The 23760-nt window shown below is 46.2% G+C and carries 15 protein-coding genes and 1 riboswitch; of the genes, 3 read left to right on the top strand and 12 right to left on the bottom strand.

The annotated features are described in order from the left end of the window. Window positions 1-507 precede the first annotated feature (507 nt). Window positions 508-1566, bottom strand: coding sequence for a C40 family peptidase (locus J2T20_RS22045; protein WP_307591597.1), 1059 nt, complete (start codon window positions 1564-1566; stop codon window positions 508-510). 219 nt (window positions 1567-1785) lie between these two features. Next, on the bottom strand, window positions 1786-2655 hold the full coding sequence (locus J2T20_RS22040; protein ID WP_307591596.1) for a cation diffusion facilitator family transporter: 870 nt from the start codon (window positions 2653-2655) through the stop codon (window positions 1786-1788). Window positions 2656-2755: 100 nt separating this feature from the next. Here J2T20_RS22040 and J2T20_RS22035 point away from each other — a divergent pair, with 100 nt between their 5' ends. Beyond that, window positions 2756-2938, top strand: coding sequence for a hypothetical protein (locus tag J2T20_RS22035; RefSeq protein WP_307591594.1), 183 nt, complete (start codon window positions 2756-2758; stop codon window positions 2936-2938). A gap of 219 nt (window positions 2939-3157) precedes the next feature. Here the strand turns inward: J2T20_RS22035 and J2T20_RS22030 are convergent, their stop codons facing one another. Next, window positions 3158-4783, bottom strand: coding sequence for an ABC-F family ATP-binding cassette domain-containing protein (locus J2T20_RS22030; protein ID WP_307591592.1), 1626 nt, complete (start codon window positions 4781-4783; stop codon window positions 3158-3160). Between the two features lie 108 nt (window positions 4784-4891). Then, window positions 4892-5887 (bottom strand): MBL fold metallo-hydrolase, encoded by a 996-nt coding sequence (locus J2T20_RS22025; RefSeq protein WP_307591589.1) that lies wholly within the window; start codon window positions 5885-5887, stop codon window positions 4892-4894. 296 nt (window positions 5888-6183) lie between these two features. On the opposite strand from J2T20_RS22025, the gene J2T20_RS22020 reads away from it, so the two are divergent. Then, window positions 6184-7320, top strand: coding sequence for a virulence factor (locus J2T20_RS22020; protein WP_307591587.1), 1137 nt, complete (start codon window positions 6184-6186; stop codon window positions 7318-7320). 104 nt (window positions 7321-7424) lie between these two features. Next, a riboswitch (Lysine riboswitch) is annotated at window positions 7425-7625 on the top strand. Between the two features lie 120 nt (window positions 7626-7745). After that, a complete protein-coding gene (locus tag J2T20_RS22015; RefSeq protein WP_307591585.1) occupies window positions 7746-9227 on the top strand; it encodes an amino acid permease in 1482 nt (493 codons plus the stop codon). Between the two features lie 220 nt (window positions 9228-9447). Here J2T20_RS22015 and J2T20_RS22010 read toward each other — a convergent pair whose 3' ends face one another. The 8 genes from J2T20_RS22010 to xylB all read right to left on the bottom strand — a co-directional run bounded on the left by J2T20_RS22010 (window position 9448) and on the right by xylB (window position 23676). Continuing rightward, the gene (locus tag J2T20_RS22010) at window positions 9448-10593 is read right to left on the bottom strand and encodes a transglutaminase domain-containing protein (RefSeq protein WP_307591583.1); all 1146 of its coding nucleotides are present in this window, start codon (window positions 10591-10593) and stop codon (window positions 9448-9450) included. A 1035-nt stretch (window positions 10594-11628) separates the two neighbouring features. Continuing rightward, window positions 11629-14004: a glycoside hydrolase family 95 protein gene (locus J2T20_RS22005; protein WP_307591581.1), complete on the bottom strand. Its 2376-nt coding sequence runs from the start codon at window positions 14002-14004 to the stop codon at window positions 11629-11631. A 99-nt stretch (window positions 14005-14103) separates the two neighbouring features. Further along, window positions 14104-15846, bottom strand: a complete 1743-nt coding sequence (locus J2T20_RS22000) for an ABC transporter substrate-binding protein (protein WP_307591579.1) — start codon at window positions 15844-15846, stop codon at window positions 14104-14106. A gap of 109 nt (window positions 15847-15955) precedes the next feature. After that, entirely contained in the window at window positions 15956-16864 is a 909-nt protein-coding gene (locus tag J2T20_RS21995; protein WP_307591577.1) for a carbohydrate ABC transporter permease, read from the bottom strand. Window positions 16865-16879: 15 nt separating this feature from the next. After that, window positions 16880-17839, bottom strand: a complete 960-nt coding sequence (locus J2T20_RS21990) for an ABC transporter permease (protein WP_307591575.1) — start codon at window positions 17837-17839, stop codon at window positions 16880-16882. 798 nt (window positions 17840-18637) lie between these two features. Beyond that, window positions 18638-20185 (bottom strand): response regulator transcription factor, encoded by a 1548-nt coding sequence (locus J2T20_RS21985; RefSeq protein ID WP_307591573.1) that lies wholly within the window; start codon window positions 20183-20185, stop codon window positions 18638-18640. Further along, the gene (locus J2T20_RS21980; RefSeq protein WP_307591571.1) at window positions 20182-21969 is read right to left on the bottom strand and encodes a sensor histidine kinase; all 1788 of its coding nucleotides are present in this window, start codon (window positions 21967-21969) and stop codon (window positions 20182-20184) included. Before J2T20_RS21980 ends, J2T20_RS21985 begins: the two co-directional genes overlap by 4 nt. A gap of 210 nt (window positions 21970-22179) precedes the next feature. Continuing rightward, window positions 22180-23676, bottom strand: a complete 1497-nt coding sequence (gene xylB, locus J2T20_RS21975; protein ID WP_307591569.1) for a xylulokinase — start codon at window positions 23674-23676, stop codon at window positions 22180-22182. Window positions 23677-23760 lie beyond the last annotated feature (84 nt).

The raw sequence follows: 23760 nt of genomic DNA, 5'->3' as shown, positions 1-23760 counted from the left end.
CAATCAATACATCGCAAACATACTATTCTATATTTTCCTCGTCCTGTTTGTAATCTCGCTCTTTACCGGTCGCAAGGGCAGATCTATGTAACTGTAGCTTATGTCTTTATCTGAAGGATCATAACTCTTCAGCTTAGGGCTTCCTCCCTTCTTTTCTATTCTGCTCCAACACTTGTTATGCAGAAAGTATAGGTCTTTTTTCCCCCGTTGTCATGGATTCCCAAAAATAATGTAAATTTCGCAAATCATACTTACAAGAGTAACTCCTTTCTACTTCTCAACGGATGGCTTTCCTGTTGCCCTTCTGGGAGCACAAGTCCTAGACACTACTGGAGCCGTAATCACTGATCAATGGGGCAACGAGTGGAGAGAGATTTATACTCATGGAAACAGGAAAGGTTATCCCTTATGCAGAAAATCCTGCTAAGGAATAACCTTTTTAATGGCCCGTTATTTGTAATTCACCCGTCACAAACTGGTAATGCTCCGCTTCTAATACCCTATATCTTAATGGATAACTGAGCCTCCGTACAGGAAGCGGTTCATCCAAGAAGCGCTTAACTTGTCCACCTTTACTCCACCGGAATTAACAGAATACGTATGCAAAATCTGTCCGTCTCCCAGGTAAAGGGCTACATGGGTAATTCTCTCCACCGACTTGTCAACTCCTGCATAAGCAGAAGCCGAACTGCCTTTATAGCTCATAAAAAACATCAAATCTCCGCGTTTCAGGCTGGAAATGTCATTAACTGCCCTGCTGTTTCCCTTGATCCATTCTCCCTGTTGACGGGAATCAAAAGGCAGCGACAAACGGTTACCATCTAGAAACATCTGTCGGATAAAATCGGAGCAGTCAAAAGTATCTGTGTTACTGCGGCTAGAACCGAATTCATATGGGGTCCCAAGATATTTCATCCCGGCACTGATAACATCCTCTATAACCTTTGCACTGGAAGGAGCTTCAGGTACAGGAGGTGCAGGTTGTGGGGGGATGGTTCCTGGAACTTCATCATTAACAGGAATTAACCGGATATACTGGTCCATAGAGCTGGAATAGCCCACTTCACCGCCCGCGGTGCGGACCTTATAAAAGTAATCATTCGTCTTCTCCAGTATCGTTACAACATCGCCCTTACTTAAGTAAGACAAAACGCTGCTGCTTGTAGAAGGAGCGGTTCGAAGCCGAACACTAGACTGAATGAGAGCTGTCTGTAGGGTAGAAGTTACTGGCACGGGAATCAAGCTAATATATTGAGCACCCGAGCTGGTGTAGCCAACCTCTCCGTCCGCGTTACGCACCTTATAAAAGTAATCATTAGCTTTCCCCAGAATCGTTACAACATCACCCTTACTCAAGTAAGACAAAACGCTGCTGCTTGTAGAAGGAGCGGTTCGAAGCCGAACGCTGGACTGAATAAGAGCTGTCTGTACGGCAGAAGCCGTAACCGAAATACCGGAAGAGGTTGAAGCGGCAGCGCTCGACCCAGGACTGACCACTCCCAAAGATACGACAAGAACGGCCGAGACCAACAATGAGGCTTTAAGCTTCTTATGCGATTGGATCATACGGTTCCCCCGAATAGCATTAATGAGAAATTCAACAAAGGTGCGCGCTACGCTTGTTGCTTTCTGCCCTCATTATAGGCTTACCCGGAGCTGCGAACATGCTCCAAATTTCACAAATAACAATTCCACTTTATGGTAAGACACAGGTCTATAGTCTTGATTTCTCCTTCATATTTGCAGATTTTACATTCTATTAGGAGCCTTTTACTCTGTCTTTAATTATGCCTTGGGTTCGACATGCACCTGAATATTCATAATATTGTGCATTTTCTGCATTCGCTCTTCAATCGAATCACTAATGTGGTGTCCTTCCATAACTGTGAGCTCAGCATTCACTTCTATTACAACATCGACCAAAACATGATTTCCATGCACACGCGCCTTCAGATCCTTAATTCCTTCTACCCCCGGCGTACGGGCAATGGTACTGCGTAAGTCCATCAGACGATCCTCATCAAATCCATCGGTCAGACGGTAGGTTGAATCCCGGAAAATATCCCAAGCTGTTTTGGAAATCAAAAGCCCGACCGCAATAGCGGCCGCTGAATCCATCCAAGGCAGTCCAAACTGTGCACCCACAATCCCTACTGCAGCGCCTACACTAACCATGGCATCGGAAAAGTTATCCTTGGCAGCTGCCATAAGAGCATTGTTATCAATCTGTTGTGCGAGTCTCTTGTTGTATATGTACACCCCAAACATAGCGACTGCACAGACCAGAGCAACACCCGCCGACCACAATTGCGGCGTTGCCTTCGCTCCTTCGAAGAGAGAACGTACGGCCTCTACAATGACTTGTATCCCAACCATCGCCATGATAAAAGAAGCCACCAATGCTGCAACCGTCTCTGCTCGAAAATGCCCATAGGCATGATCAGAGTCCGGCGGCTTCCGTGAAATACGCAAACCAATCAACACGGCTAATGAAGCAACTATATCCGTTAAATTGTTAAAACCGTCCGCAAGCAATGCGCTTGATGCAAACAGATATCCACTGATCAGTTTGAGGCTCGAAAGGATCAAATAAGCAGCGATACTTACCCATGCCCCCCGTTCACCCTTCCGTATATCTTCATAAATATCGGCCAATTGTTAGCCCCTCCTCTATTTCAATTATTCTTACCCTTGTGGCCGCATTTAAAAACCATTAATATAATGTTATGTACTTGCTTCGAAGGAGGTTATCACAATGAGCGAGAGTAATGAAAAAGGAAAAATCAATTTGGCAGAAGCTATCAAGCAAAAGCTGGAGCAGAAGAAACAACAGGCTTTCAAGCCCGGGTCATCATTTCAGGCCGGTTCTGCAAAACCGCTAAAAAGCCAAAACAACAAAAAGCCAAACAATCAGCGCCGTCGTACAGGCGGATCATAAGCAAGCTTGACTCCCCTGCGGAATCACGGATGATTAGAATAAACAGCTGCGTAATCCCTTATGGGAGAACGCAGCTGTTTTTCTATATATGAGGAAACGGCTTGTGCCGTTCTTATAGGACCGTATGCTTCCAATGCTAACGATAAATCAAAAAGCAGCAGGCCTTTCCCTTAGGATTAGACTGCTGCTATTATGACATCCTCCACTATAGATGGAAGATTATACTTCTACAGGATACATACGCTGGCGCAGTTCCTTCACTTCAGGGCTTTCCAGGTACTCATCATAAGCCATAGACCGGTCAATCACACCTGCCGGTGTAATCTCAATAATACGGTTTGCAATGGTTTGGATGAACTGATGGTCATGTGAAGTGAACAGAATCGTACCGTCGAAATCAATCAGGCCGTTGTTAAGCGCCGTAATGGATTCCAGATCCAAGTGATTCGTCGGCTCATCAAAGATCAGTACGTTTGCACCGTTCAACATCATTTTGGCCAGCATACAACGAACCTTCTCACCACCGGACAGTACGCTCGCTTTCTTCAATGCTTCTTCTCCGGCAAATAACATACGTCCCAAGAAACCACGCAGGAAAGTCTCATCCTGATCCTTGGAGTATTGGCGCAGCCATTCTACCAGATTCATTTCCACACCGTCGAAATAGCTGGAATTGTCTTTTGGGAAATAGGCTTGAGTTGTTGTTACGCCCCACGCATATTCTCCGCTATCCGCTTCCTTATCACCCATAAGTACATCAAACAACAAGGACTTAGGCAGAGAGTTCGGGCCTACGAAGGCAATTTTGTCGCCTTTATTAACCACGAAGCTAACTTCATCCAGCACGTTCTCGCCTTCTATCGTCTTGGACAGTCCGCTAATAGTCAGCAGTTGCTTGCCGGCTTCACGCTCAGGCTTAAAGTTAAGGAACGGATATTTACGGTTCGAAGGACGAATGTCATCGAGCGTAATTTTTTCCAGCTGCTTCTTACGTGAAGTGGCCTGTTTGGACTTGGAAGCATTCGCCGAGAAGCGTTGAATAAACGCCTGAAGCTCCTTCATCTTATCTTCCTTCTTCTTGTTCGAATCACGCTGCAAGGCTTGCGCCAACTGACTGGATTCATACCAGAAATCGTAGTTACCTACGTACATCTGAATTTTACCAAAATCAATATCCGCGATATGCGTACATACCTTATTCAGAAAGTGACGGTCATGGGATACGACAATAACGGTACCTTCATAGTCCATGAGGAAATTCTCAAGCCAGCCAATGGATTCCAAATCCAAATGGTTGGTAGGCTCATCCAGCAGCAGGTTATTCGGACGACCGAATAGGGCTTGAGCAAGCAATACCCGTACCTTTTCGTTGCCGCTAAGCTCTGCCATATTCTTATCATGCATTTCACGCGGGATTCCCAGACCAATAAGCATAGCTCCTGCATCCGGTTCAGCATCCCAGCCGTTCAATTCTGCGAATTCGCCTTCCAACTCACCGGCACGAAGGCCATCAGCCTCTGTGAAGTCGGTCTTGGCATATAGCGAATCCTTTTCTTTCATGATTTCGTAGAGACGTGCGTGACCCATAATAACGGTCTCCAGCACAGGATACTCATCATACTCGTAATGATTCTGCTTCAATACAGCCAGGCGTTCGCCGGGTGTAATGTGAACATCGCCGGAGTTGCTCTCAAGCTCACCGGACAAAATTTTCAGAAAGGTTGATTTGCCAGCACCATTGGCACCGATCAGACCATAACAGTTACCAGGGGTAAATTTTATATTTACATCCTCAAAAAGTGCGCGTTTTCCGTAGCGGAGTGTTACGCCGCTTGTACTAATCATTAAGCATTACCATCCTTTTCACTTAGGGTTCCGAACAATTATATCACAAAAACCTGCATAAATGCCTGCTATGCAAGGCATTTGCAAGCTCTTTTTCATTCCAATATCCTACTGTTCCGCTCTCCTGCTCTCGGGATGTACTACTAATGTCTCGCCGTAGCTTAGAATCTTGATCCTGTCCGCAGCAATTCCATGATTCTCCCTCGCTTGCTCCATCCGATCCAGTGCTTCCCGAGCCGTGTCATCCGCAAGTCTGAACGTGCCGTAATGCATAGGAATCATGGTCTCGGCACCTACATCAAGAAAGGCCTGAACAGCTTCCTCAGGATTGACATGCTGCGAGGTCATGAACCACTCCGGCTCGTAGGCGCCAATTGGCATCAGAGCTACGTGGATCTTAAAGCGTTGACCAATTTCCTTAAACCCGGGGAAATAACCGCTGTCTCCGGCAAAATACAGATTGGGAGGCAGTTTGTGTTTTCCATGTCCTCCAGATCCTTCAGGATGCTGCCCCCGCATTGCCGGCTCCATAATAAACCCTCCCCAATGAGAGGTATTGGTATCAAAGGGGGTTCGCCGCGTCCAATGCTGAGTAGGGACAAAGGAGAGCTTGATATTCCCCACCGTAATCGTCTCCCACCATTGCATCTCTATGCAGTTGCGGAACCCTTTACGCATCAACTTTCTTTTGAGTCCCACCGGAACAATTAAAGTGGTTCCCGCGCGGTACAGCTTTCGTATAGAAGCGATATGCATATGATCATAATGGGAATGCGAGATCAGAATTAAATCAACATGCGGAACTTCTGCAATAGGCAGACCAGGTTCACCCAATCTTTTCTCAAAGCCCAGTCTTCGGGCCCAAATGGGGTCAGTGATAATATTCAGCCCTTCATATTGAAGAAAAAAGGTGGAATGTCCGACCCATGTAACAGTGGTATCCAGTCGGTTCTCCGCTAAAAATGACAACTGCGGCGGGATATTGGGCACGACATAGGAATAGTCTTTTTTCTTTTTCCGGCGTTCCTCACGCCACTGGCGGAATTCCTTGAGCGTTTTATCTGTGCTGACATTATCGATATTGTCGTAACGTATTCTTGCCATTTGGATTCTCTCCTTATAGGACTTACCTGTAAACACTATGTGCTGGCAGGTAAAATATACTGTTACTCTATTTATCGGCAGTCTACTCAGTAAAATATCCTTGTACTGATATATTTGTGCGCCCTTTTTTTAGATTCTGCCTAATTCGCTACCTTCTCAGTACAGGTTTTACCCATTCCAAACGATAATTAAGCGAAAAATGAGTCTGCCCTCTTTTGTGTTTAGCGCTGAGTATGATGTAAAATGCGGGTAAAGACAGCGGTACCTACTACCGTTTAAGGGGGAGTTATGCGCGTATGAAGATTACTTTTATTGAACCGACTCCAAGTCCCAATACGATGAAGCTTCATCTGGACGAAAGTCTGGAACCGGGAATCCGTAGAACCTACACACCGGAAAGTCAGCGATCTGCCCCGTCCTGGGCGCAGGAAATGCTGAATATCCCTGGGGTTACCAGTATTTTTCACGCTGCTGACTTCGCGGCTCTGGAACGGAAAGGAAACGCGGACTGGGCCGCGATTCTTAGAGAGGTGCAATCCCGGTTCGGTGGAGCAACCGGTCTAAACGATGATTGGAGCCTGACCGATGAGCATGCGGGAGCTCATTTCGGGGAGGCTGCGGTATTTGTACAAATGTTCCGGGCGATTCCTATGCAGATCCGCGTCAAGACCGGAGCCAATGAGGAACGAATCGCCCTCTCCTCCCGCTTCACCAAGGCAGTAACGGATGTAGCCAGCGCCGTAATGATCAAGGAGCGCAAGCTGACCGATTACGGCGTACGTTACGGCGATCCGGCAGAGATCGCCCGCGAGGTGGAGCAGGAGCTTGAAGCGGCGTATCCGCAGGAACGCCTCGACTCCCTTGTGCAGCAAGCCATTGCGCACGGCGCGCAGGGCGAGTTCGTCGAGCAGCGGCATAAGCGGGAACGCGATGAGCTGCTGCAGGATCTCCAGGACGCCGACTGGCGCGTGCGTTATGCCGCGCTGGAGGATCTGGCGCCTACGCCGGAGCTGCTACCGCAGCTTCGTACGGCGCTCCGCGACCCCAAGCTGCATATTCGCAGGCTTGCGGTCGTGTATCTGGGCGATCTGCGCACGCCCGAGGCGCTGGAGTTGCTCTTCGAGGCGATGACGGACAGCGCACCCGCCGTAAGGCGGACTGCTGGCGATACGTTATCGGATATCGGTGATCCAGCCGCTACGCCGGTGATGATCACAGCACTTGCGGACAACAGCAAGCTTGTCCGCTGGCGAGCCGCACGCTTCCTCTATGAAGTAGGTACCTCTGAGGCGGAAGGAGCCCTGAGTGTTGCAGCAGAGGACCCTGAGTTCGAAGTCGGACTGCAGGCTAAGATGGCCTTAGAGCGTATCGCCTCGGGAGAAGAAGCCGCCGGAACTGTCTGGCAGCAAATGTCGGAGCACCGCCATAAATAACATCAATGTGCCATTAATTGTTATTGCCTGAAATCGTAACTTGATTTATACTATTTTTTGTTGTGTTTATTAACGATGAAGTAAAGATAGCCTCATCATACCTACGATGAGGTAGAGGTCGCGAATATTAAGAGTATGCACGGGGAGACGTTAAGAGCCGTCTATGATCCGCTGCTGAAAGGAATATTTGCCGAAGCCTGTGCCGCCGTTCTTGCAGCGGCGTGGGCTGGGGCCGTTACCGAAAGGGACGGAACTGTCACGTTGTCACCTTATCCAAGCTGACTGCGTGTTGCGCTATCTTCACAGGGAGAGTATGATGCGGAGCTCTAATTATAGACGCCGCAGATACAGTCTGCGGTTTTTTTTGCGTTCTGCACTCCCCGTTCATGAACAGAAATACAATCAAATAGAAGGAGTGTACATTCATGCAAGGCAACCAGAAAAACAATGCTCCAAGCAGCATTGATAATCAACCGGGATTAAGAAAGACCTTTAAAGCACGGCATTTAACAATGATCGCCCTCGGCGGCTCGATTGGGACAGGACTTTTCCTGGCCAGTGGCGGTGCAATCGCCTCGTCCGGACCCGGTGGCGCTCTTCTGGCCTTCTCGGCTGTAGGTATTATGGTTTACTTTTTAATGACAAGTCTGGGGGAACTGGCAACCTATTTACCGGATTCCGGGTCCTTCAGTACTTACGGAACCCGCTTTGTGAGTCCTGCCTTCGGCTTCGCCATCGGTTGGAACTTCTGGTATAACTGGGCCGTTACTATTGCTGCAGAGCTGGCAGCTGCTACTGTAATTATTAAATACTGGTTCCCGGACAGTCCATCATTCCTATGGAGTCTGGTGTTCCTGCTACTTATGTTTGGCCTCAATTTCCTGTCAGCTCGAGGATACGGTGAGTCGGAGTATTGGTTCGCTATTATCAAGATTATTACCGTAATTGTCTTTCTGGTTGTGGGGGTACTGATGATCTTCGGCATCATGGGTGGTAAATCAGTAGGCTTCAGCAATTTCACTTTGGGAGGCAGTTCTTTCCATGGAGGCTTCTTTGCCTTCGTCGGCGTCTTTATGGCTGCCGGTTTCTCCTTCCAAGGTACCGAACTGGTCGGCGTTGCTGCTGGTGAGAGTGAGAATCCACGCCGTAACGTTCCCATCGCAATACGTCAGGTTTTCTGGCGCATCTTAGTTTTTTATATCCTGGCCATTTTTGTAATCGGCATGTTGATTCCTTACACGAATCCGGATCTGTTGCGCGGCGGTATTGATGCCATCGGGGTAAGCCCGTTCACCATCGTGTTCAACAAAGCCGGTCTGGCTATCGCAGCTTCAGTAATGAATGCCGTAATTCTTAGTTCTGTATTATCGGCTGGTAACTCCGGAATGTATGCCTCCACACGAGTACTTTATGCCATGGCTAAAGATGGTATGGCGCCGAGAGCATTAGGTAAGCTTAACAGCCGAGGCGTTCCTGTTGGAGCCTTATTGGTAACAACCGCTGTAGGTATGTTGGCGTTCCTTGCCTCGTTCTTCGGAGATGGAGCTGTCTACAACTGGCTGCTGAATGCTTCCGGCATGTGCGGGTTCATCAACTGGTTAGGAATTGCGGTCTGTCACTATCGCTTCCGTAAAGCATTTGTAGCACAGGGTCATTCACTTTCTGAGCTGCCATACCGCGCCAAATGGTTCCCGTTTGGACCAATCTTCGCCTTTATACTATGTCTGATCGCCGTATTCGGCCAGAATCTCGGAGCCTTCACCGGGGATTCCATTGACTGGTATGGTATCCTTGTCTCTTACATCAGCCTACCGTTGTTCATGTTAATCTGGTTTGGCTATCGTTGGTTCAGAAAAAGCAGTATTGTTCCATTGGATCAATGCGATTTAAGTACAAACGTCGACTAGATTTCTATATAAGATGAACTTAAGATATTAACTTAAGGCTCAGGTGTCACTACCGTGAAGATTTGGACTTCCGGCCGCTGTTGTATCCAGATTTCCCTTTCGTTCCTTTTCGCTTTTTGTTATTTTCTTTTATTCACCTTATATAGTTACACGATAAACAGGGGGTATCCCAGCAGCCAGTTGTATGGCTATGGGATACCCCCTCTATGTTTATATGGCATTATTTCCAGGTTACATATACTTTGAGGTCACCTGTATTATCAAATGCAGAGCTGGTATAGGACAAGTTATCCAAGCCCAATTCATAAAGCTTCTTAAGGTCGTTCTTCAGCAAAACCTTGTTCCCCCGGTACCGAAACAGAACTGAATCTTCCCCCGAATTCACCGCTTCCTTAGCCAATGTCAAAATCCCCGCTGCGGAAGTGACCACCTTCGCTTCATCATATAATCCGTAATTAAGCTGCTGCTGCAGATTTAGATAGAAGTTCTTCTTCTCTCCGCCATTCTTTATAAGCTCAGACAGTGTTAGATGATAGGCCACCGATGCTGCAGGGTAAGGTTTGTTCCAGGTATGGTCTGCCCTCATCTGGTTATCCGTCCGCAAGTAGTATGCCGTGCTGACTACGCCTGCCTGATCCGGTGAAGGGTCATCCCAGGTGGTATCCATGTGATACCATCGTCCATCCAGCTGCACCAGATTCCAGGCATGGGATTGACTCCGAGCTCCTTCCGGTCGGGCTGTTCCCTCCACGATCCTGTTGTTAATTCCTGCTTCCTTCAGCATCTTATACGTTAAAAGCGAATAACCCTGACATACGGCGCTCCCGCTTTGCAGACCTTCATAAGCCGTATATTTACGGTACGAGTTATCATATTTCAAATGAAGAACTACCCAATCGTGAATAACCCTTACTTTCTCGTGATTATTCATTCCCGGTTTTATAATCTTACTCAGAGCAGCCTTAACTTCCTTAGTAACGTAAGCAGTCTGCTGCAGGCTCTCCAAATATTTAATTTCTACCGTAACCTTTGCTGACTTGCTACTGCCCCGGTATGAAAAAGCATAGCTGTCTACTATATAATGCAGGTAATAATCGCTCTCCATACTCTTGTCTAGGGCAGCTTGAACCTGTGACTTCAGATTCACAGTGTTACCTTCATAGGTGAAGATAATCGTCTCATTACGGTTGTTCATGGCATGGGTCAGCTTACCGGTCATTTCATTTACGGAGTGAAGGGCTGCCGGACTTGCAGCAGCGGAAGCATAAGCATAATCCCAGCCCCAATACAGAGTTGGGGGGATAGCAGCAGCGACCAGTACTCCGGTTAATATGCTCTTAACCAGCGTTAAGCGTATTTTCCTCATATATATATTAATTCCTCCTGCTGATTACTAAGTAAGAGATGATGTTCACAAATTATTGTTCCTTTGTACCTTAATATTAATATCGGTCCTTCAGCTTAGCTACATAAATATCTTTAATTTTTAAGATCTTTTATTCGGCCTTTAGAGGGAATTCTGGCTCTTTCTCGAAATCAGTGCTTGACTTACTGTTTACGTCACTGTACCGGGACCGATTTCCATCTAACTACCCCTGATGTTTCACCGGGTTTGGGGCAACTACGCCCTACAGGTAGACGAATCCGAGTTGCGGACCAGTCCCTCGACGATTAGAGGGGAAAATGCCCGCTAATACCGACCGAAAGGCAATTAATTTGAGATTATAGGGAAATTATCCCTGCTCCAAAGAGGTAGCATCAAGAAGTTTGTGTATGAGAGTAGAAGTAGCTCCTAGGGTATGTCTTGGTTTTCAATATATATATGTATAGTTGCACAAAGTACAATTATATTTCTCTCTTAGCACACTGTGGGGTGCTTAATTGCACTTTATACACTTATTTTTGATATTCCGGGTTTTAACCGGCGTTTTCCGTGTTTTTAGTTGCACAAAGTACATCTATCCATCCATACGAGCACCAAAAGCCTGAAATAAGTGTATAAAATACATCTATTTCACTGACTACCTCCGCCGAGAAATATCCTCAAAATTAGCGGGCGAAATTCCATCTAATTGGCCAAACAGGGTGCCTAATGCAGAAATAGAGGGAGAAAACCCCTCTGTTGGGCGTAAAGGATTTCAGTCCTTCTCGTCACTTGTCAAACACGATTCTGGTGTTGAGCTGGATTTTTACAGGGGTAATTCCCCCCTTTGAATAGTTTTCCCCGCGTGGTCCTACATGCACACCTAATCATTATCAATCCAACTATACAAAAAAGCTGCCTTACCAGTAAACATTCTACTGATAAAACAGCTCTACTATACTATTGATATTCTTATGAACCTATATTTATTCGCTAACAAGCCAGCCAATTTTAGCCAGACTTTGGTAGTGGAGAGGCCTACTGAGGTGTAACGATATAAGTCTCTCCAACCTTTGTTGGGAACTCTGTATCTTTCACGATCTTTATTGTTGATCCGCTTGGTGTTTGCAGAATTACCGGGAAATCATAATGCAGGTTACATGAGCAACCGTGGGTTGAAGTTAATTCAGCCTGCACTAGTCTGCCTTCATGCCACTCGATATCCACCGTGAATCCCCCTCGACCCACCAAGCCTTTGACCTTGCCATTATTCCATTGTTTAGGCAAAGCCGGCAGAAGACGGATGTTCCCTTGGTGACTCTGGAGCAGCATCTCCGCAATTCCTGCGGTCACCCCGAAGTTCCCATCAATTTGAAAAGGGGGGTGATTACCGAACAAATTCGGTAAGCTTGCTGCAGAAAGAATACGCCGAATGCAGCCATAAGCGCTTGCAGAATCCGAAAGCCTTGCGTACAGGTTAAGCAGCCAAGCTGCACTCCAGCCTGTATGCCCACTACCCGCTTCCAACCGTTTCTGCAGCGTCAACGATGCGGCTGCCGCCAGCACTGGTGTTGCCTGTGGACATATAACATGACCCGGATATAAATCATACAAATGAGACACATGCCGGTGCCCGACTTCCTGTTCGGTGAAATCCTCATTCCATTCCCGTAACCGACCATCTGGAGCGATCCCCGGGAAGGCTAACCTTTCTTTCTTCTGTTTCAACGTTTCCCGGAAATCATCATCCGTGCCCAATATTTCAGCGGATTTTATACAATGAGTAAATAGTTCGTTAATCAAAGACATATCCATCGCTGAACCGGCAGATACACTGCAAGGGGTACCCTGTGATGTCAAAAATACATTCTCAGGTGAGGTGGACAGCCCCGTGGTCAAGAATCCATCCGGACGTTCTACTAACCAATCCAAGCAGAACAATGCCGCTCCCTTTAACAAGGGATAAGCCTTGTCCCGCAAATAATCCTGATCCGGGCGAAAAGCATACCGTTCCCATAAGTGTCTGGACAGCCATACTCCTCCCATTGGCCAAAAAGCCCACATGGCCTTGCCGTCTGACGGGGAGGACATCCGCCACAGGTCTGTGTTGTGATGAACCGCCCAGCCGCGGGCGCCATAATACACGGCAGCCGTTCGGCTACCTGCAATACTGAGCTCAGAGATTAAATCCAGAAGCGGTTCGTGACATTCTCCCAGCCCACAGCTCTCAGCAGGCCAGTAGTTCATTTCCGTATTGATATTTGTCGTGTAATTGCTGTTCCAAGGGGGCTGAAGATGTGGATTCCAGATCCCTTGCAAGTTAAGCGCCTGAGTCCCTGGTCTGGAGCCGGCAATCATCAGATAACGTCCGTAATGGAACAATAATGCCTCTAAACTCGGGTCATCAGAGCCAGCTTTATATCGCTCCAGTCGTAGATTGGTCGGCAAGCTTTCACTCTGGGCACCCGCTGTGCCCGATTTATCATCCAGCTCCAGTTCAACCCGCTGAAACAAGGTTTGATGATCTGCGATATGCCGTTTCCGCAGCTCACTATACTTGTAAGGAGCGCTTGATAGCTGATTCAGACAAATTGCTGAAGGGACAACCGCTCCCGATCCCGGCATCACATCAAATCCTTCATAATCCGTAGCTGCTGCCAATAAGAAGATAACAGAACGTGCTCCGGTAATAATGATGCGCCCTTCCTCAACAACGAGTGTCCCACTCTCCAAACGGGCTTCCAGACAGGACGCAAATTGCAGTCCGCGGTCCGATTCATACAATACTGCCCTTGGGTGATCCCCTACATAATTATCAGCCACATGAGAGGGGGCACGGCCCCTCATTAGGAGAGATGCACCGCTGTTGCCAAGGCTATAGGGATGCAAGGATGACAAGTCTGCGGTGATGATAGGCAGATAACCTTTATCTGCTCGAATTCGTACAACCAGCACTCCGTCAGGTCTACTAATGAAAGACTCACGCTCTATTTGCATTCCAGCTATTTCATAATGCGTTGAGACGATCGCCGTATCCAAATCCAGCTCCCGATGATAGCTGCCTAATTCATATTCTTCAGTCTGGATCGAAATTCGCAGATCTCCGAGAGGCTGATAAGATTCAGTTCTTCTACCAAGCATTTTAGCTTCAATTAAAGCCTCGGCTTGGCTGTAATTTCCTTCCGCAACAAGCTTTCTGGCCGACTCCAAATGCCGTAATGCTTCATAATTTCCCGTATCCCGTGGAAATCCAGACCATAACGTATCCTCGTTAAGCTGAATCACTTCCTGACCTACTCCGCCAAATACCATACCTCCGAGACGGCCATTGCCCAGTGGCAATGCCTCTTCCCAAACTTCGGCTGGTTTGTCATACCATAGCAGCTTACTACTCCCCTTGACCTTATCTAACACATGTACACCTCCAGGCGTATAAACGAAAGTTAGCGGGAAGCCCGGGCTTTCGCTCGAACTTCCCGCTACTATTTACAATTTACAACCATACCTCTTTAATTATTCAGTCCACAGTTTTACACGCTCTTTAACCAGTTCTTCACGCAGATCTTCTGCTTTTTCTACATCAGCTTTCTCCAGGTCAGCCATATAAGCATCCCAAATTTTATCGAATTCTGCTGGTTTAGAAAGAATAGCTTCTGGAATACGTTTCCACGTAATATCTTTCAGCTTGTTGTCCAGTACAACAATCTCGCTTTCTCCAGGAACTGGAATGTTCCAAGCCGCACCCCAAGGTTTAACTTTGAATTCGTCTTCTTTAGGGAACAGACCTCTCCATGTATCAACCTTGTACGCAGCTAGAGTTTCTTTCTCAACAGCATTGAATTGGGAACTAATTTGTTCAGGGAATTTTGTTGTGTAGTAGTTGTCAGTAGAATCTTTAACACCGTCACCATAGTGAACAGACAACAAGTTGTAAAGACCGATACCTGTTTCTTTTGCAAAGTTTGTTGCATCATTAACAATACGATTGTTAACATCTTCAGGAATTACACGTTTGCCGTTCTCAACGTTATACTGTTTACCTTCAATACCCCAGTTGAGCAGAACCTGTCCTTCATCGGATGCAAGGTAATCTAAGAACTTGATTGCACGAATTGGATCTTCACAATCCGTTGAGATACCTACACCATTTCCAGCCATGAAGCCTGTAGGCCAGAAAGATGTTTCTTTGTATTCTTCAGACAGGGTTACAGGATAGTGTCCATAACCTTGATCGAATTTACCAGCAGTTTTAAGTGCTTTTTCACCATCACCATAAGACCAGTCTTGGTCAATCAAGCCAATTACACGGCCTGTAGCAATTTTAGATTTGTATTGGTCAGTCTTTTGTACGAAACTTTCTGGATCCAGCAAACCAATATCGTTCATGTGGTTCAACCAACGGAAGTACTCTTTCTCTTCAGGACGACGGAAGTGATAAGTTACTTCTTGAGTATCCACATCGATTGCGTATTCTCCATCATCAGGGGAACCCGTAGTGGTAAAGGCTGGGTTAGTAACGGTGATATACATCATCCAGTCATCAGCGTTCAGGGTCAATCCGATGTTTTTATTTCCATTCTCATCTGTAGGATGTTTGTCCAGATAAGATTTGATTACGTTTTCATAATCTTTAACTGTTTTAATTGGTGGGTATCCTGCTTCTTTTACTGCACGGTGCTGAAGTTCAAAACCGCCGCCAGCATTAAAGTATTGCTGATCTACAGCTGAATAAGTAGGGATAGCATAAATCGCTTTATCTTCATTGCTGTAACGGGCACGTTTCAAGTTATCTTCGCCAAGTACCTTTTTAATATTAGGAGCATATTTATCAATCAGTTCTGTAAGATCAACCATTGCGCCTGCATCTACCATCTTGGAAATATCGGCCTTTGCACTGATAAGGTCAGGATATTCACCACTTGAAGCTATTAGTGCAACCTTTTGAGCAGGATCTCCTACAGCAAATTCAGCATCTAGAGTTACGCCGGTTTTTTCTGTGATCACTTTACCTGTCTCATCTTGCATTCCTGTCCAGTTCGGACTTGGATCTGCACTAAAGAATGAGAATGTAACCGGTGTCAGATCTTCTTTTTCCGTATTGGTGCCGCTGTTCGCAGTATTGGTGTTAGTATCCGTTGTATTTCCTGTGTTCGCAGCATTATTTCCTCCACAACCCGCCAACATACTGAGCATTAATGTAGAAACCAAAAGCCATGCCGAAGCTTTAGTCTTACTGCTTCTCTTGCTTGACATCATGTAAACCCTCCTCGATTGATATATCTATTGTATAACAACAGGAACTCCTGTAGATACCATATGGCGGCTATCCGCAGAAGAAATTACCACGGATAGCCTAGGGTAAGAATTAGCTTTTTACTGCTCCAAGTGTCATACCTTTCACGAAGTAATTCTGCAGGAAAGGATAAACGATCAAGATAGGGACTGTGACGACAATGGTAATCGCCATTTTGATCGATTCCGGTGATACCTGATTCGTTGCAGCGGATACAATTTTGGAACGATAGTCTCCACCATTACCTGTTGTGGTGCTCTGGAGCACCTTCATCAGTTCAAACTGCAATGTCGTTAACGCTTCATTAGAACCGTTATACAAGTAGGTATCAAACCATGCATTCCATTGCCCTACAGCAAGGAATAATGCAATGGTAGCCAGTGCCGGCTTGGCTAGCGGCAGGATGACCCGCCAGTAGATGGTAAAGTCATTGGCACCATCCAGCTTAGCAGATTCCTGTAGTGCATAAGGGATACCGTCGATAAAGGAACGAATAATGAATACGTTAAAGGCACTAACCGCGCCGGGAAGAATATAGACAGCGAAGGTATTCATTAAGTGCAAGTCCCGCATCAGCATGTATGTTGGAATTAATCCGCCAGAAACATACATAGTCAGTGCCAGAAAGGTGGAAACAAATTTGCGACCCTGAAAATCTTCACGGGCAATAGTAAACGCCAGCATGGAGGCAGTCAGCAAACCAAGCAATGTGCCGAGTATTGTACGCAAGGCTGAAATTTTGAAGCCGGTAATCAAACCGCTGAAGGAAAAGATCTTAACGTAGTTATCCCAAGTAAATTCCCGCGGGATAATCGTAATTCCGCCACGTACGCTATCTATTGAATCATTCAATGAAATGGCTAGTACATTGAGGAACGGATAAACCGTCACTATAACAACGAACGTTACGACAAGATAAACGATGATATCAAAAATCCGGTCGGACCATGACTTACGGCTGGCGAATGTAGAGCTATCCATAACCGCGCCCCCTTTCTAGAGAAGACTTTCTTTAGTAGTACGTTTGAAGATTCCGTTGATAGTGAACAACAGGATTACACTGATAACCGAGTTGAATATATTAATCGCAGTACCGAATGAATAACGTCCCATGCCCAGACCGTATTTCAAAGAATAAAGGTCAAGCACTTGAGAGTAATCGGTCACTAAGTTATTTCCTAACAAAAATTGCTTCTCGAAACCGATGTTAAGTAAATTCCCGATAGACATGATGAGCAGCACGATGATGGTTGGGCGAATACCTGGCAATGTGATATGCCATACCTGCCGTAACCGGCTGGCGCCGTCCACACGAGCAGCTTCATACAGCTCCGGTCCGATCCCCGCAATGGCCGCCAGATATATAATCGCGTTCCATCCGGTTTCTTTCCACACATCCGATAAAGTAACAATTCCCCAGAAGAGGTGGCCTTGTGCCATAAACTGAATGGGTGTTTCAATGAATCCTAATCCTAATAACATATCGTTAATCAGACCGTTGTCACCGGATAGCATTTTAGTTACAATACCTGCTGCTACTACCCAGGATACAAAGTGAGGCAAATACGAAATCGTCTGCGCGAATCTTTTGAAAAAGCCTAATCTTACCTCATTGAGTAAAATAGCAAACGTAATCGGAAATATAAATCCTGCTACGAGGCCCATACCACTCATCACTAAGGTGTTGCGTAAGGCAAGGAAAAACGTTTCATCCGCAAAGAGCGTTTTGAAATGGTCAAATCCGACCCAATCCTGCTCGAAGAACCCCTTTGCCGGCTTGTACTTCTGAAAAGCCATTGTCCATCCCCATAGCGGAAGATAACTGAATACAAACACCCAAATGACGAAGGGAATTGACATCATCCATAAGTACTTTTGATTTTTCAAGGTTTTCCAAGCCCGTCCTGAAGACGACTTTTTGGTAGGTAAATCTTGCAAATTTGTTGCCGCTTTCATAAAGCCCCCTCCTCTCTATGTCCTAATTTTAAGGTTCTGAAAGCGATTCCAGTACCCTACAAATTTGACATGAAATCAGATCAAAATTAGAGATTTTGAGTGGGGCGTAACAGCTGGGACAGTCGCTGCAAGAAATATTTGGACTACCGATCGCTGTTATCCTCGAATTTTCTGATTTGAACCGCTATATAAATTGAACTTAAGATTTTACCATTTGGGTGAGTTTGTAACTACGATGAATGTTTGGACTTCCGGCCGCTGTTGTCTCCCGATTTCTTGATTAAACCGCTGTTCGCGGATGAAATCCGGAGACAAAGGCGGACGCTACCGCTCCTCCAGTTCCAAAAATTCCTCTTCGTTACCTTTGCCTTTTTGTTTAGTTATTAAGTTCTCTCTATATATTTGCGGTAGAAATTCGAGGATAAAGGCGAACGCTGCGCTTCTCCAACTCCAAAATTTCTCTACGCTCCTTTTTCAGCTGGGTTGAGAAGATGAGTGAAAGCATAAAAAGGACATTCCAGAGAATATCCTTGGAATGCCCTTTTTATATAAGCTGAACAAAAGATAATAACAAAAAGCGAAAAGGAACGAAAGGGAAGTTTGGAACTGTAGGAGCGATAGCGACCGCCCGAAAGCTTTCCGTAGGAAAGCTCGCTTCGAAAGCATAAGCTGTATCCGGATTTCAACCGCTAAAAGCGGGTTAAATCAAAGAAAGTCTTACTACAACAGCGGCCGGAAGTCCAAATCTTCACGGTAGTGACGCCTGAGCCTTAAATATTATCGTATCCAATTTCATAGTTATGTGCTTTTGCGATAGGATGTTGGAGATACCCCGACATATTTACGGAATTTAGCGTTAAAATAATCCGGATTCATATAACCCACCTTCTCTGCTACCTCATAAACCTTCATTCCTTGGGTCAAAAACTGCTTGGCCTTCTCGATTCTGACCTTATCCACGTAGGTATTGAAATACTCTCCCGTGGTGCTCTTGAACATTTCCCCCAAATAAGCACTATTGTAATTGAAGAGTTCGGATAAAGTCTCCAGCTTCAGGTTCTCGTTATACCGGCGCTGAATAAGCTCGGTAATTTTCTTAATCTCATTTCCCCGCCCGCCGATGTTCATTTGACCCGCTATTTCTTCCAGAAAAGCAATCGCCTGCTCCTGCAAATCACTCAGATAATAACTATGGTACAGCTCCCCTATCGGAGGGGAGTGCTCTGCTGCATAGCTGCGAATTTCCGGATAGGCTGGCTCAAGACGGGCCAGCACAGTGCTCAAGAGACGGACAAAACTCTCCTTGATCCGCTGCTCATCCGTATTCTCAGCCACCAGTTCATAGACTTTTTCCTTTACCAGAGCTTCAATAACAGCGGTGCTCCCTGTCTCTACCGCTAGCAGCAGACGGGTTTCGGCATTTTCACTAAATTCTTCCGGTTGGTTAAGCGCATCTTTACGCAGATCTGAAAGGGATGTGGACTCAGGGCTGATTATAGTGTCTTTTGGGAAGAAAAAAGCCCGCTTCAACAACTCCTGAGCCGCAGTGTAGGACACAAAAGCAGCCTCCGCCTGGGACACAGACCCGCCTGCGGCTATATTGAACTTGTAATTCTCCTTGATCATGATTGCTGAGAGTTCCCCGTATAATTCTAATCTGTCAGACTCCTGCAGCAGCGGCTCTTTTAACAAAACCCCCATATACGGCGGTATGTTGAAGAAATGTCCTGTTCCCTTTTTCAAAAAATGCTGCTCCAGGATCCCCCTAATCCCCGCGGTCTGCTCCTCCGTGGCGTTTCCCGTTTCCAGAAGCTCAATCAGCACCACTTCACAGCTTCCAGAATCCAATTCAAGAGCCGAAGTATACTTCTTAAGGTCCGACTCCCCTTCTGCCCGTACTAGTAACGATCGAAGCATGGCCTCTCTGTTTCTGGCCGGTTCATCCTCATACCACTGGCTGTATCGATCCTCCTGTGCGATTACCTCCCGAAGCTGCTCCAGATAAGAGATCATTTCTTCTTCATCCACCGGCTTCAATAGATAACCATCCACTCGATGGACTATGGCTTTCTTGGCATAATCAAAATCGGCATGTCCACTTAATATAAGCACATGACATCCTGATCCCTCTTCCCGCAACTCACCTATCAACTCCAAACCGTCCATACCCGGCATACGAATATCCACTACCATCAGCTCTGGATAATAGGTGTGATATTTTTCCAAAGCCTGTAAACCGTTAGCCGCAGTAGCTACTACTGTAAATCCATGCTTTTCCCAAGGAATAAGAGTTCGCAGCCCTTCCCGCAGCTTCGGCTCATCATCAACAATCAGTACTTTGATCATATATTGCCCTCCTTCATCGGGATGCGGAAAGTGATATACGTGCCATCATTTCCATAGCTCTCGATGTTCAGTCCGTATTGTTCACCGTAGGATAACTTCAACCGGTCATGGACATTCCGTAATCCAATTCGGTCACCTTCCTCCTCTTCCTGCTTGTTCAAGGTTGTTCTTACCTGTTCGAGCCTTTCCTGGGTGATCCCGACACCGTTGTCTCTGATGGTGAAATGGGCATGTCCATCAATTTTTTGTATATCCACCGTTACAAACGATCCTTCCATTTTGTTATCCAGTCCATGGATGACTGCATTCTCGACCAAAGGCTGTATAATTAACGGCGGCATATAGAGACTCTCTGTTGCAGGGTCTACATTAAATTGATATTGAAGCCGCTCCTCATAACGAAATTGCTGAATATCTAAATAACAGCGAACCATTTCAAGCTCTTGTTTTAACGGAATCTTGCTCTTGCCTACTTCCAGATTACTGCGCATCATTTTCCCAAGAAGACGGACTACACGAGCAATCTCCGTCTGTCCATTCATGTGGGCCTCCATTCGGATGGACTCCAAAGCGTTGAATAGGAAGTGGGGATTAATCTGGCTGGCCAGCATTTTAAAGCGAATGTCGTTCTGCTTCTGCTCCAAAAGGATATTCTGATTGTTAGACTTCTGAACTTCATACATCAAATCATTGATACTGCGTACCATGGAATTGAATTGACGGGCAAGCAGCCCAATTTCATCTTTGCCATCGATTTGCAGCGTCGTATCGAAATCACCCGCTCCAACACGGTTGATATGTTTGCTAAGTCTTAACAAGCGTCTAGAAAATAACGATGAAAAACTGTATACCAATAAGAAAGCCAATACTACACTTATTATGATTACCATCAGCGCAAGCCGGATAATCTGATTGGGTTCCTTTACAATACTCTCGATTGAAAAAACGGAGATAATCCGCAGACTGTTCCGACTCGACTCCGGTGTTAATTCTTCAATTAATATTTTGGAATCCTTGCCGTCTACCTTTGCTTCATAACTACCGTTGCCCTGACCCAAAATTTCATTATCAAATGATATGTCGGCCAGTTTTTTTCCGGTCAACTCCGTACGGTTAGCCGCGATAATATTATTCTGATCATCTACGATTAACGTCTCGAAGGATTCCTGATTCAGAATGGACCGCAGTTGAGCGCTATTTACATTAATTACGAGCAGACCTGTTTTATTAAGGCCCTCGAGCTCGATTTTACGGGTAAGACTCAGGTATTTACGATGATCGCGCTCATCCTCAATATACTCCCATCCGACCATACTATCTGACTTCTGACCTCTCTGGTACCAATCGCTTGCCTTGATCTCTTCTGAAGGATTCAATAGCTCCCAGTTGTTCAGCAGTGTTTTATTATCCAGATACATACGTATATTGGATACTTCTTTATATAATCTTAAATACTCACGTATATCGGGATAATTCTGATAAGCCTGAACTACATCATATATACTTTCATATCGACGGACAGCCAGTCTCTTTAACCTGGCATCGTTCGACAGCCGATAAGATATGTCCTGGGATACGCCGATTACTTCTTCGGTTCTTTTTTTGACCCGGTCTACGTTAATGGATGCCTGCTCAATAGCATTTTCAAATGCCATGGATCTCATTTCCAGTGTTAGATAGGCGCCAACGATCGATACTGGCAGCATTGTAATGAGCAGAAAAGAAAGCAGCAGCTTATTCCGTATTTTGATATCATTTAGCAGTTTGACTCCCCAGTGAAACATGGTGCTCCGCCCTCCCCAAGACAATCATTACACAGTAGATGGTGTATGACTGCAGATACACCCTAGAATAACAGAAGAAACATAAGTACTACAATTGTGTACATTTACCTTTTATTATTTCTATTGTTCTTACTATAGTTAGGCAAACAGCCCTCCGCTGACAGCGGAAGGCCGTTCTTTCTTAATCCCAGACAACAGCTCCCTACCGCTTTATTTACGGTAAGATGCCAGTTTGCTATTCAACTCACGAGTGGCTCCGTATACTTCCTGATACAAACCAAACAGCTCGTTGTAAATAGCCGCCTGCTCCGGATTCGGGGTATACCGTCCAGCCTGGCGGATAAAGGCATCCGCACATTCTCCGAGAGAAGGGAACCAACCGATGCCGTATGCAGCAAGCATAGCCGCCCCCATCGCCGGGCCCTGCTCACTTTCGAGCTTGATAATAGAAGCATTAAAGATATCGGCCTGCATTTGCAGCCAGGTTTCATTCTTGGCGCCTCCACCGATCGCTACTACCTCGGTTATCGACTTACCGGATTCGCGCACGATTTCAATGGACTCACGTAGTGAGAAGGTAATTCCCTCTAATACTGAACGGGCAAAGTGGGACTGAGTATGTCCTGAATCCATACCAATAAAGCTCCCGCGGATATCCGCGTCCGGGTGCGGTGTGCGCTCCCCGACAATATACGGTGTGAACAGCAGACCAGCACTTCCTGCCGGAATCGAATCCACGCCATCCAGCAATTCATCGAAGCTCTTGTCAGCAGCAAAGGTTTCCTTGAACCAGTTGAGGCTGTGTCCAGCCGCAAGGGTAACACCCATGATGTAGTAAGCATCCTTCTCTCCGTGATTGAAGAAATGAACTTTACCTTCCAGATTCAAATCCTTATTAGTCTCATAGGACAGCACTACGCCTGAGGTTCCAATACTGCACATCGTCCGACCTTCACCCAATATCCCTGCTCCAAGCGCTCCGCAAGCATTATCCGCACCGCCTGCAAATACTTGGGTCGTAGGGAGCAGACCGGAGACTTCAGCAATTTCAGGCAATAAAGTGCCTGTTGATTCAAATGACTCCACAAGTCTCGGACAGAGAGACAACGGTAAGACGAAGGCTTCTGCGATTTCGGCACTCCATTGCTTGGAGCCTACATCTAGCAGAAGAGTTCCGGCTGCATCGGAATAGTCCATAGCATAATCACCCGTTAGACGATAGCGCACATAATCCTTAGGCAGCAGGAATTGATAAGCCTGGGACAGCAGTTCCGGCTCATTCTCCTGTACCCACAGAATCTTAGGCAGTGTAAAGCCTTCTAACGCACGGTTTCTAGCGATTTCCAGCAGCTTCGGACCGAGCGTGCTTTCAATTCTGCGGCATTGAGCAGTAGTACGGGTATCATTCCATAACATAGCCGGACGCAATACTGTACCTTCACTATCCACTAATACAAGTCCATGCATTTGCCCGGAAAAGCTGATTCCGTCGATCAAGGAAGCGTCTATTCCTGTACCTTCCATTAAGCGGCGAAGGCTGGTAAGTGTACCCTTCACCCAATCTTCAGGGTTCTGCTCGCTCCAGCCCGGTTGCGGTCTGCTCAGCGGGTAAGCTTCTGAATGCTCACCGATGACTGTTCCCTTCTGGTCTACGAGAACCGACTTTACAGCACTGGTGCCTAGATCAATACCAATTACATATTTCATATATTATCCTCCTATAAGTTCGGTCAGCACTTCGAGAGCATACATGTAGAAAAAGGGGCTGCCGAAGAATGCTTTCTTCAGCAA

Origin of the sequence: Paenibacillus wynnii (assembly GCF_030812855.1) — a bacterium.
In the GTDB taxonomy this organism is placed as follows: Bacteria; Bacillota; Bacilli; order Paenibacillales; family Paenibacillaceae; genus Paenibacillus_AQ; species Paenibacillus_AQ wynnii_A.
This window is presented reverse-complemented; position numbering and strand designations above follow the sequence as displayed.